The 11,738-nt window shown below is 55.5% G+C and carries 8 protein-coding genes; 5 read left to right on the top strand and 3 right to left on the bottom strand.

From position 1 onward, the window contains the following. Positions 1 to 47 precede the first annotated feature (47 nt). Entirely contained in the window at positions 48 to 476 is a 429-nt protein-coding gene (locus tag RC73_RS04105; RefSeq protein WP_235369956.1) for a GFA family protein, read from the top strand. 125 nt (positions 477 to 601) lie between these two features. Here RC73_RS04105 and RC73_RS04100 read toward each other — a convergent pair whose 3' ends face one another. Further along, positions 602 to 2,812, bottom strand: coding sequence for a M3 family metallopeptidase (locus RC73_RS04100; protein ID WP_039033434.1), 2,211 nt, complete (start codon positions 2,810 to 2,812; stop codon positions 602 to 604). A 202-nt stretch (positions 2,813 to 3,014) separates the two neighbouring features. On the opposite strand from RC73_RS04100, the gene RC73_RS04095 reads away from it, so the two are divergent. After that, complete coding sequence (locus tag RC73_RS04095) at positions 3,015 to 4,634, top strand: dipeptidase (protein ID WP_039033433.1); 1,620 nt, start codon at positions 3,015 to 3,017, stop codon at positions 4,632 to 4,634. 106 nt (positions 4,635 to 4,740) lie between these two features. Here RC73_RS04095 and RC73_RS04090 read toward each other — a convergent pair whose 3' ends face one another. Further along, positions 4,741 to 5,145, bottom strand: a complete 405-nt coding sequence (locus tag RC73_RS04090; protein WP_039033432.1) for a GFA family protein — start codon at positions 5,143 to 5,145, stop codon at positions 4,741 to 4,743. A gap of 295 nt (positions 5,146 to 5,440) precedes the next feature. Further along, on the bottom strand, positions 5,441 to 6,334 hold the full coding sequence (gene gcvA, locus RC73_RS04085; RefSeq protein ID WP_039033431.1) for a transcriptional regulator GcvA: 894 nt from the start codon (positions 6,332 to 6,334) through the stop codon (positions 5,441 to 5,443). Between the two features lie 121 nt (positions 6,335 to 6,455). On the opposite strand from gcvA, the gene RC73_RS04080 reads away from it, so the two are divergent. From RC73_RS04080 to RC73_RS04070, 3 genes are all read left to right on the top strand, one after another. Continuing rightward, on the top strand, positions 6,456 to 7,229 hold the full coding sequence (locus RC73_RS04080) for a TSUP family transporter (protein ID WP_039033430.1): 774 nt from the start codon (positions 6,456 to 6,458) through the stop codon (positions 7,227 to 7,229). A 124-nt stretch (positions 7,230 to 7,353) separates the two neighbouring features. Beyond that, the gene (locus tag RC73_RS04075) at positions 7,354 to 8,496 is read left to right on the top strand and encodes an exonuclease SbcCD subunit D (protein WP_039033429.1); all 1,143 of its coding nucleotides are present in this window, start codon (positions 7,354 to 7,356) and stop codon (positions 8,494 to 8,496) included. Further along, complete coding sequence (locus RC73_RS04070) at positions 8,493 to 11,687, top strand: AAA family ATPase (protein WP_039033428.1); 3,195 nt, start codon at positions 8,493 to 8,495, stop codon at positions 11,685 to 11,687. Before RC73_RS04075 ends, RC73_RS04070 begins: the two co-directional genes overlap by 4 nt. The last annotated feature ends 51 nt before the right edge of the window (positions 11,688 to 11,738 follow it).

Here is an 11,738-nt window from a genome sequence, read left to right as displayed (position 1 = left end):
ACCCTTTGATAACACCCGCCAAATGGCGGGTGTTTTTCTAAGATAAGATGATAAAAGCTATGGAAGCTATTCGTTATCCCATCAAGGGCAGTTGCCAGTGCGGCGCTGTCAGTTATCGCTTGTTGGCGCCGCCGCAGATGGTGGTGGCCTGCCACTGCAAGGAATGCCAGAAGCTGTCCACCAGTGCCTTCAGCATTACGGCGATTGTCAGAGCCGAAGATATAGAATTCAGTGGCGAACTGAGCCATTGGCAGCGTGGTTCGGCCAGCGGCAATATCAGCGCCGCCAAGTTTTGTGGTCGTTGCGGCAATCGTATCTATCACTATAACCCGGCGGAGCCGCAGAGCATCAAGCTCAAGCCCAGCAACCTGGAAGATACCCGTATCATTGAGCCGAGCGCCCATGCCTGGGTCAGTGAAAAGCAGGACTGGTTTGTTATCCCGCCCGGAGTCAAGCAATACACCAGTCAGCCTTGAGAAAGCCCAGTCTTGAGAAAGCCCAGCCCTGAAAAAGTCCAGCCCTGAGAAAGAACAAAAAAGCCGTTCACTCAGCGAACGGCTTTTTTGTTTGCGTGGCTGGGCATTACCAATCCGGCAAGCGTTTATTCCGCCAGCAGGCCGCGGCTGCGCAGTAGTGGCTCAATGGCGGCTTCCTGACCACGGAACGCCTTGTAAAGTGCCATAGGATCTTCACTGCCACCGCGCTCTAGGATGTTGCTGCGAAAAGCCTTGGCGGTAGCCGGGTCAAAAATACCGTTTTCCTTGAAGGCCTCAAAGGCATCGGCGCCAAGAATGTCAGACCAGATATAGGAGTAATAACCGGCCGAATATCCCCCGGAGAAGATGTGGCTGAAGTAGGTGGAGCGATAGCGCGGCGCTATCTCAGAGATCAGCCCCATCTTGTTCAGGGATTGCTGCTCGAAGGCGGCCGCATCCTGAGGTTCGGTGACGTTGCTGCTGTGCCAGTCCAGATCCAGCTTGGTGGCTGCCATATATTCCACTGTGGCGAAACCCTGGTTGAACTTGCTGGCGGCGCGGATCTTGTCTACCAAACTCTGGGGGATCACCTCGCCGGTTTGATAGTGCTTGGCAAAATGCGCCAGCACATCCGGTTGAGTCATCCAGTTTTCCATCACCTGTGACGGGAACTCCACGTAGTCGCGGGGCACAGAAGTGCCGGACTGGGAACGATACTCCACCTTGGACAGCAAGGCGTGCAGCGCATGGCCGAATTCATGGAACAGGGTACCGGCTTCATCGAAGGTCAGCAGCGTCGGCTCATTGCCACTGGGACGAGGGTAATTGAGCACGTTGACTATGATGGGCTGCTCGTTGACGCCATCGACCACCGCCTGACGGCGATAGGCATTGGACCAGGCGCCGCCGCGTTTGCTGTCACGGACATAGTAATCGCCAAAGAAGATACCGATAACGCTGCCGTCTTTGTCTTTCACCTCGAAGGTGCGTACATCCGGGTGATACTTGGGCAGATCGTCACGCTCGGTGACACTGATGCCATAGAGGCGGTTGGCGGTGTAGAACACGCCCTTGAGGGTGTTTTCCAGCGAGAAGTATGGCTTGGTCTGCTGTTCGTTGAAGCTGTACTTGGCGACGCGTATCTTGTCGGCATAGTACCACCAGTCCCAGGCGGCCAGTTTGAAGTCCTTGCCTTCGCTGTCGATAAGCTTTTGCATCTCGGCCTTTTCGGCTTCGGCCTGGGCCAGGGCGGTGGGCCAAATTTTATCCAGTAGGGCATAGACATTTTCCGGAGTCTTGGCGGTACGCTCTTCCAGCACATAGTGGGCGTGGCTCGGATAGCCCAGAAGCTGGGCTCGTTTGGCTCTAAGAGCCGCCAGTTCTGCCAGCACCTTCTTGTTGTCGTGGGCGTTGTCGTTGTTACCGCGCTCGATATAACCCTTGTAGAGTTTTTCTCTCAGCTCACGATTATCGGCATAGGTTAAAAACGGGGTGACGGAGGGGCGTTGGGTGGTAAATACCCACTTGCCGGAATGGCCGCGCTTGATGGCCGCCTGGGCGGCAACGTCAATCACATCCTGCGGCAGACCGGCCAGATCGGCCTGCTGGTCTATCACAAGTTCAAAGTCGTTGGTTTCTGCCAGCACATTATCGCCGAACTCCAGGCTCAGCTTGCCAATCGCCTCATTGAGCTTTCGAAGCTCCGCTTTACCTGCGTCATCCAGGTTGGCACCGCCGCGGCTGAAGCGTTTGTAGGTGTCTTCGAGCAGTTTCTGCTGCGCCGGGTTCAGTACCAGCTGATCTTTTTGCTGATAGACAGCCTTGACCCGCTGAAACAGGGCGTTGTTCAGGTAAATATCATCGCGGCTGGAAGACAACAGCGGGGATACTTCCTTGGAGATCTTCTGCAGCTCGGCGGAGGTGTCGGCGCTGGTGAGGTTATAAAACACCCCTGACACCTTGGTCAGCAAGGCGCCACTGCGTTCCATGGCTTCTATGGTGTTGGCAAAGTCAGCGGCGGCCGGATTGTTTATGATGGCCTGAATTTCCGCTTTGCGCTCGGCAATCCCTTGTTTGAAGGCCGGCAGGTAATGCTCGGACTGGATGCGATCAAAGGCGGGGATTTCAAGGTAAGTATTCCAGGGCTGGAAGAAAGGATTGTCCCGGGTTTGTTCGGCCTTGGCTGCGGCTGGGTTGGTGCCCGTGCCATTCTGGAGCGCAGGCGCTTGGGATTGGGCAGATGTGTCGCTCTGGGATACAGGCTGGTTGTCGCAGGCGCTCAGTGTCAGCGCCAGTCCCAGGGCCAGAGCCACTGGAGAGAGGGTCATTCCCTTCATTGTTATTCCTCTATGCTGGTGTTTATCTCCCGTATGGCGCGGCGGGCCGCGCCGAAGCCGTCCTTAGTAACATGGCGTATTGAAAAAGGCCAATTTTGTCCTGTTTAGTTTGTAACAAAATTTAGCGAATGCAGTATCGAAACTGTATCTGTGGCACACTCTCAGGCCTTTGATAATAAAAGATAACAAAAGCCACCCTGCCATGATGATAAGAACAGTTTCCCGTTTATCCCTGTCGCTGTCCCTGTGCTTGTTCGCTCCTTTTGTAAGCGCAGAGAGCGGCTTTACGCCTCAGGCTTCGAGCCAGACTTCAAGCGTAAGCGCTGCCCAAGGTACTGAGTCTGCATTGAGTAAAGTCTCGCCACTGTCGAAAACCTTGGCCCAGTACAGTTTTGACCGCTACGGCAGCGAGATGGAACAGAGCCTCGCCGAGTTGGTGTACTTCAATACCGAGGCTATCCCAGGGTTGACGCCCGACACCAATCCGGAATTCATCGGCTTCAAGCAGGCGCTCAAGGCCCAAGCGGAGCAGTTGGGGCTGGATTATGCCGATCACGGTTATGTGCTCTTGATAGGCCTTGGCGAAGACAGGGGCGGCGGCGCTAACAAGCTAGGCATTATTACTCACGGGGATGTGCAACCGGCCAATTCAACCCTTTGGCACCAGAGTCCCTATCAACTGGATACTCAATCGCAACCGGGCAAGCTGATAGGCCGCGGCACCGAAGATGACAAGGGGCCGATAGTCACCGCCATGTACGCCATGAAGGCGCTCAAGGACAAGTCGGTAAAACTGAATCGCCGCATTGAGCTTATGGTATATCTGGCCGAGGAGTCGGACTGGGAGCCGCTGAAAGTGTTTCTCAAGGACTATCAAGCGGCCGATATGAATATCACCATAGACGCCGAATACCCTGTGGTCACCGCCGAGAAGGGCTGGAGTCAGATAAAACTCACGATACCTGAAGCCAAAGTCAAGGCGCCTAATTTCGATAAACCGCAGCTGCAGCATTTCAGCGGTGGCTCCTTTGCCAGTCAGATCCCCCAGCAGGCCTTGGCCCTGATCCGCGGAGCCGACAGCGCCATGGTCAGCCGTTTGCAACGCGCCGCAGACTCCCAGCAGGGGATGCGCTATGATTTTACCCTGGATTTCGACAGCCTGGAGATCGCCGCCAACGGCAAATCGGCCCATTCCTCAACCCCTGAAGATGGTGTCAATGCAGTAACGCATCTGGCTGCGCTGTTGGAGTCTGAGGCATTCGCACCGAGCCAGTCGGCATTAACCCTGGCATTTATCAATGAAATGATAGGCTTGGACCTCTATGCCCAGCGCTTTGGTGAGCTGGGCTATAGCGATGACTTTATGGGGCCTATGTCGCTGGCGCCGACTGTGGTGGAGTGGGGGCAGGGGGGGACCAGCATTACGCTTAACCTAAGGCGCCCCGTAGGCAAGAGCCCGGAAACTTTGGATAAACAGCTGTCTGCGGCGCTGGCCGGTTGGCAGCAATCCCACGGCGTGACTCTGGTCGATGTCAGCAGCTATTGGGGCGAGCCCAAAGTGATGGATAAGGCGCCGCATCTGCAGACCCTGCTCAATGTGTTTGCCGAGTTTACCGGTATTGCCGACCCTAAACCTGTTGCTATTGGCGGTTCCACCAACAGTAAACTGTTTCCCAATGCCCTCAGTTTTGGTCCGGCCATGCCGGATGTCGAGTATACAGGCCACAGTGAACATGAGTTTATCACCCGCGAGCAGTTGCAGCTGAACCTTAAGATGTACACCGCCGCCATGGTGGAGTTGGCGGTAAACCCGGGATCATAAGTCTCAGCTTTCTAGGTAATCGCTGCTGAGATAACCGCTTCCGAGTCAGGCACCGCTACGCGGACTGGCAGTAGGCGCCTTTATCACAGTGCGGTGCCCTATACTCTTAAACCGGGCCATGCTCCAGGCAGGGCACTTGCTCCAAAGCCTGATCCCAAGCGGCGCGCGCCTGACAAAAAATGTGCGCCTGGGGAGTCAGGCCCGGCTCATCGTCCAGGCTGCCTGCGGGTATTTGCAGCAGGCGGCCACCCTCGACCGCTTGGGGCAGCGCCGAGCCGCAAACGGCGCAAAAGTGGCGGCTGTGGCGGGTACCGGGTAGGGTAAACGCAGTAATGGCGTCCTGGCCACTGAGCCAGGTTAACTCGGCGCTGTCTGAAAACAGATTGGCACTGTGGGCCGAACCAGAATCCTTGCGGCAGCGACTGCAGTGACACAAAAAGAATTGCTGCAGCTCAGCGTTGATTTCAAAACGAACCTTGCCGCAAAGGCAACTGCCTCGATAGTGCTTCATACCTCCTCCTTGGTGTTGATAGGTTACTCCCCTTCGAGCCCTTGCCAAAATCTTGGTTGCCCCTCCAGGCTCACTGGAGCAAGGAATAAGCAAACGAGTTCATTCTAATGGCGTCGGTTGCCTGTAATGTAGGTCACCGAATCAAACCGCCAGTGTTGTACTTTGGACTTGAATCCGGGTTATCAGTTACCTGGGAGTCACTTTTTACTTCATAGTGTTGAAAAGTAGCTATAAAAAGATTTGAGCTGTGATTAGCTGCCAGGCTTTATTACTCAGCACGATTCTCTGTTTTGCACTAACACTGCACGCGATATGGCGCAAACTCGGACAGCAACCAGTCGATAAACAGCGCCGACTTACGGGGCAGACTGCTGGACTTGGGGGTTAACAGATAATAGCTGTAGGGGCTGACAAAGGGGGCTTCAAAGGGGATCACCAGAGTGCCGGCCTTGAGCTGATCTTCGATAAAGAAACGCGGGATCAGCGCCGCCCCCATGCCGCTGGCGGCGGCCTGACTCAGCATATAGAAATGCTCGACGCCAAACTTCTGCTCTGTGGTAAGTTTTATCCCCAGTTGCCTGGCCCAGTAAGGCCAAAGCTCAGGACGGGTGGTGTGTTTCAGCAGCGTCACCTGGTTGATATCTTCCAGTTGCTTTAGCTTGGGAGCCAGCAGTGGTGAGCACACCAGACACAGCTCTTCATCCATCAGTTTGATCACATTCACTCCCTGAGGCTCACTGGTGGCGGAGCGAATGGCGATGTCGTAGCGACCGCTGGCAAAGTCGACGGCGAAGTCGCCTATGGTGAGATCCACATACAATTGCGGAAAGCGTGACTTAAATTCCTCCATTCTCGGGATTAACCAGTTGATGGTCAGGCTGGGCAACACATTGATAGCCAGGGTCTGCGCCTTGAGACTTTGACGTTTCAACTCGGCGGTGGCATTGGCCAGGGTCTGCAGTGCCGCCTGCACCTGCGGCAGGTATTGCCGCCCCTCATCAGTGAGCGCCAGTTGCCTGTGTTGACGCACAAACAGACTGAACCCCAGAAAACTCTCGAGTAAGCGCACCTGTTTGCTGATGGCACCGTGGGTCACATACAGCTCCTGCGCCGCCAGGGTAATGCTTTGTAGCCTTGCCGCCGCCTCGAATGAACGCAGGGCATTGAGAGGCGGTAATTCCTGAAACATGTTTTCTCCGCTGTTTATTGTGTGAGAAAATCTCACGTGAAAACGAGAATAACTCCTTTGCCTTTTGCGGGCAAACTGCGTCTAATAGCAATCCTTCAACTCAGTATTCGATAACATAAAAATGGCATTTGAACTCACTCTGCAATTGGCTACGGTTCTGTTTTTGGTTGCTCTGGTGGCGGGCTTTATTGACTCTATCGCCGGTGGCGGTGGCCTGTTGACTATTCCGGCGCTTATGTGGGCCGGACTGCCTCCGGCGACTGCGCTCGGCACCAACAAGCTACAGGCCTGTGGTGGCAGTTTCTTCGCCAGCCTCTACTTTGTCCGTAAAGGAATGGTGAATTTGGGTGAGATGAAACTGGCAATTGGCTGCGCCTTTGTCGGCGCCTCAGTCGGTACGATTTTGGTTCAGTTGATAGATGCCAGTGTGCTGGAGTTGATGCTGCCGTTTCTTATTTTGGCTATTGGTTGTTACTTCTTGTTTTCCAAAAAAATCACCGAAGATGACCGCGCCAGGGTTCTGACACCTGGGGTATTTGCCTTTACCGCCGCACTCGGGGTGGGTTTGTATGACGGCTTTTTCGGCCCGGGCACCGGCAGCTTCTTTGCCCTGGCGTTTGTGTCTTTGGCGGGGTTCGGTCTGGCCAAGGCGACGGCTCATGCCAAGGTACTGAATTTTTCCACCAATATTGCTTCGCTCATCTTTTTTGCCCTCGGTGGCAAGGTGGTGTGGCTGCTGGGGTTGGTGATGCTGGCAGGGCAGGCCGCCGGGGCGACTCTGGGCTCTCGTCTGGTGATCACCAAGGGCAGCAAGATCATCAAGCCGCTGGTGGTGGTCATGTCTCTGGTGATGAGCCTCAAGCTGCTGGCCGATCAATATCAGTGGAGTTTTTAAACCCAAATAAGACAGACGGCTGAGTGATAAGCACTCGGTCGCAGAACCTCGGCAGGCGCATATACTATTGCATTGATTTTGCATACCATAAGGCTCACGTATTCGCCTGCAATCTTAGCGCCCAATGAAATTTATCCATACCTCGGACTGGCATATCGGTCGGCAACTGCACAACGAGTCGCTGCTGGATGAACAAGCTTATATGCTTGAGCAGATAGTGGCACTTGCCGCTGAGCATCAGGTTGATGCCCTGGTGGTTGCCGGTGACATATATGACCGTTCGATCCCGCCTGCCAGCGCGGTTGCCCTGCTGGATAAGTTCCTCAATACCCTGCTCAATGAGCATCAAATTCCTGTGCTTATGATAGCCGGCAATCACGACGGCCAGGAGCGGCTGGGGTTTGCGGCGCGGCAAATGGCCGCCAGCGGCCTTTATATTAGCGGCCCTCTGCAAGCGCAGGTTAAGCCGCTTATCCTCAAAGGCCGTGACGGCGATGCCTGTTTCTATCCCATTCCCTATGCCGAGCCGGCGCAGGTAAGGCATGTGCTGGAGGTAGATGCCGGCAGTCATCAGCAGGCGATGGCCTGCTTGCTGGAGCAGGTTCAGGCGCACGACAGCCAAGGCCTGCCCAAGGTAGTGGTGGCCCACTGTTTCCTCGATGGCGGCAATGAGTCTGAATCCGAGCGGCCCTTGAGTATCGGCGGCGCCGATAAAATCGACCCTGCACTCTTTTGCGGCTTTGACTACGCAGCACTCGGGCATCTGCATGGCCCGCAATACAAGGGCGCCGAGCACGTGCGTTATTCGGGCTCGCCGCTGAAATATTCCTTCAGTGAACACAAACAGAAAAAATCCGTGACTCTGGTGGAGCTGAGCGCAGCTAATACCCCAAAAATCACTTTGCTACCGCTAAAACCCAGGCGGGATGTGAGGGTGATTGAAGGCCTGCTCGATGAACTGCTGCAACAGGGCGAAAAAGATCCGGGGCGAGAGGACTACCTGATGGTGCGTCTGCTCGATACCCAGGCGCTGCTGGATCCCATGGGCAAGCTGCGCGGCGTCTATCCCAATGTGCTGCATCTGGAGCGCACGGGCCTGATGTCCCGGCAGCAGGGGCAGGAGATTGGCCGCGACAGAATCAAAAAAGGCGAGCTCGACATGTTCAGCGATTTTTTCAGTCAGGTACAGGGTGAGGCCATGACAGAGGCGCAGCAGCAGACCATGAGCCGTTTGATTGAAGAGTTGCACAGGGAGCAGGAACAATGAGACCGCTGATTTTGGAAATGCGCGCCTTCGGCCCCTTCGCCGATTGTCAGCGCATCGACTTTACCGAGCTGGGCGACAAGCCGCTGTTTCTGATCAATGGCCCCACAGGGGCGGGCAAGACCACGATTCTGGATGCTATCTGTTTTGCCCTGTACGGCAAAACCACAGGTAACGAGCGGGAAGGCAGCCAGATGCGCTGCGATAATGCCGATGACGGCCTGCTCACCGAAGTGTATTTCAGTTTTGAATTGGGGCAAAAACGCTACAGCATTCGCCGCTGCCCCGAGCAGCAAAGAGCTAAAAGCCGCGGCGAGGGTTTTACCCTGCAAAAGAGCGAGGCGGAACTCAAGCGGCTGTTGCCCGATGGCACCGAAGAGTTGCTGGTGGCCAGTAAGGTCACGGATGCCAACGCCTGTATCGAAGAGTTGACTGGCCTGGATGTGGATCAGTTTCGCCAGGTGATGGTGCTGCCCCAGGGTAAGTTCCGCGAGCTTTTGCTGGCGGACTCCAAAGAGCGGGAAAAGATCTTCAGCCAGCTGTTTCAAACCCATATCTACCGCCGCATTGAAGAGCGCCTCAAACAGCAGGCGCTGGAAATCAAGGCAAAGGCCAGAGACTTGCAATCACGCCGCGCCGGGATTTTGGAAACTGCCGGTGTCGAGAGTCTCGAGCAGTTGAGTGCAGAAATTGCCGCTCTGACCCCCTCTTTGACCGAAGCGACAAGTAACAAACAAAAAGCCAGCGATGCCTTGACCCAGAGTGCCAAGACGCTCGATAACGCCAAGGCGTTAACCGCCGAGTTTGAGCGCCGCAAGCTGCTGCAAACCCAGCTTGATGCGCTTGAGCAGCGGCGCGCTGAAATCGAGCTGCATCAGCAGACGTTGGAGAATGCCCGCAAGGCTGAAAAGTTGCTGCCAAGCCTTAAAGAGTTGCAGTTTCGCCAGCAGGAGTGGCAGCAGGCTAAAGCCAAGGAGGCTGACTATGCCAAGCAGTTGCAGAGCGCTGAGCAGCGTCTGAAACAGGCCACAGATGATAAGGCTACACTCGCCGAGTTGGATGAGCACGCTAATAAGCTGCGACGGGAGCTTGAACAACTCGACAAGCTGCAGCCGGCTATTAACGAGCTTAAGCAACTGACCGAGGAGCATGAGCTTGGCCTAGTGGAGCTTGGGCGCCTTGTGCGGGCAGAGCAGCAGAGTCGCACTGAACTGGAACAATGGCAGCAGAAACAGCAAAGACTCAATTCAGAGGAGAACGAACTATTCTCAAGCGCCGAGCGCCAAGGGCTGCTGTATCAGGCTCTGGCGGCGCTGAATGTTCGCCTGGAGAAGACGGAGCAGCTCGGGCACATTAAGCAAAAATGGCAGCAAGCCCGAGTCAGCCTGCAGCAGGCCGAGGCCCATGGTCATCAATGCAAGGCCGAAAGACAGAGCGCCGAAATGGAACATCAAAGGTTGCAACTGGCCTGGCATACAGGGCAGGCGGCTATTCTGGCGGCTAAGTTGCAGCCGGGGCAGCCTTGCCCCGTATGCGGCGGTTTGGATCATCCGGCACCGGCCGAGATGGCGCAGGATATTCCGGGTGAAGCCGAGCTCAACCGGGCGAGAGACGCCGAGCAGCAAGCCTCGGCAAGGCATGAGGCGGCCCGCAGCGATTATCGTCATATCAAGCGGCAAACCGAGGAGTTGCAGCTCGAACTGCAGCGCTTGAGCGCTGAGCTACAGGCCTGTGCTGCAGCGGATGTTATGGTTGATGTTACGGCTGATGTTAAGACTGATGTTAAGACTGATGTTACGACAGAGGTTAAGGCTGACGCTGCTATGGATGCCGACTCCTATGTCAAAGCCGATCTCACTACGGAAATAGACAGGCTTGAGTCCCGGCGCAGGCAGCTGCTCAATGAATTGCAACAAGCCGAAGCGGCTCAAACCCGCCTCAATAACTGCAGGCAACAATTGCAGCAGGCCAAGCAGCAAGTGGAGCAGCGACTCAAACACAGCGAGACTCAATTACAGCAGTTGCAGCAGCTAAGAGCGCAGTTGAGTCTTGCGGGAGCCCGTAAAGACGCGGCGCTTGCTGCTCTGCCCAATGAATATCATTCTTTGGCAGCGGAGGCGGCGCTTGAACTGATGGCGCGGCAACTTGAGCAAAAGCAGAGTGAGTGGCAACAGCTCAAACAGCAGCAACAAGATATCAATCAACAGTATACCGAGGCCGTCAGCCAGCATAAGGCACTGATGCAGGCATTGGCATCGAGCCGTGAAGACAACGCCCGGGCCGAGCAGTTTGCCATCAAAGCACAACAAACGCTTGATGATGCCCTGAAACAATCTGGATTTGCCGGCCGTCAGGCGTTGGAACAGGCGCAGCTGGATGAAGCGCAGATGCAGGCATTGGCTGAGAAGATAGAGGCCTGGCGCACTCAGCGCTCGGAGCAGCAGACGCTGCTCAAAGCCATGGATGAGCGGCTCGCCGGACAAAGTCTGCCTGAGCTTGGGCAGCTTGAAAGCCTCTGGCAGCAACAGCAGCAGCAACTCGCCGAGGCGGAGGATGCCTGGCAGACGCTCAACAACCGAATGCAGAGCCTTAAAGGTACAGAAGCCCAGCTCAATAAAGAAGCGTTAGCCGCTCAGGCGCTGGAGCAAGAGTACGCCCTTATCGGCACTCTGAGTGATGTGGCCAATGGCAACAGTCATAGCAAGGTGAGTCTGCAGCGCTTTGTGCTCAGCGTCTTGCTCGATGATGTGCTGCTCGAGGCCAGTCGCCGTTTGGCGCTGATGAGCAAAGGCCGCTACCGCTTGCTGCGTAAAGAGGACAGGGCCAAGGGCAATAAGGCCTCCGGTCTGGAGCTTGAGGTGGAAGATGCTTACAGCTCCAAGGTGCGTCCGGTGGCCACACTCAGTGGTGGTGAGAGCTTTATGGCGGCCTTGTCGCTGGCGCTGGGACTCTCTGATGTGGTGCAAGCTTATGCCGGTGGTATCAAGCTCGATACCCTGTTTATTGATGAAGGTTTTGGCAGTCTGGATCAGGACTCACTGGAACTGGCGGTTCGTACCCTGATGGATCTGCAATCCAGTGGCCGCATGATAGGGGTTATTTCCCATGTGTCGGAGATGAAAGAGCAGATAAGCTGCCGTATAGATATCAGCAAGCATGCACTGGGTAGCAGCATTCGCCTGGTTACAGCTTGATGCAAACAGGGCAAATTTGTCGGTCAAATCTGAAATCCACCCAGTAATCAT

The organism is Shewanella sp. ECSMB14102 (assembly GCF_000813075.1).
Classification (GTDB): domain Bacteria; phylum Pseudomonadota; class Gammaproteobacteria; order Enterobacterales; family Shewanellaceae; genus Shewanella; species Shewanella indica.
Note: the sequence above shows the minus strand (reverse complement) of the source record. Positions and strands in the feature narration are given on the sequence as shown.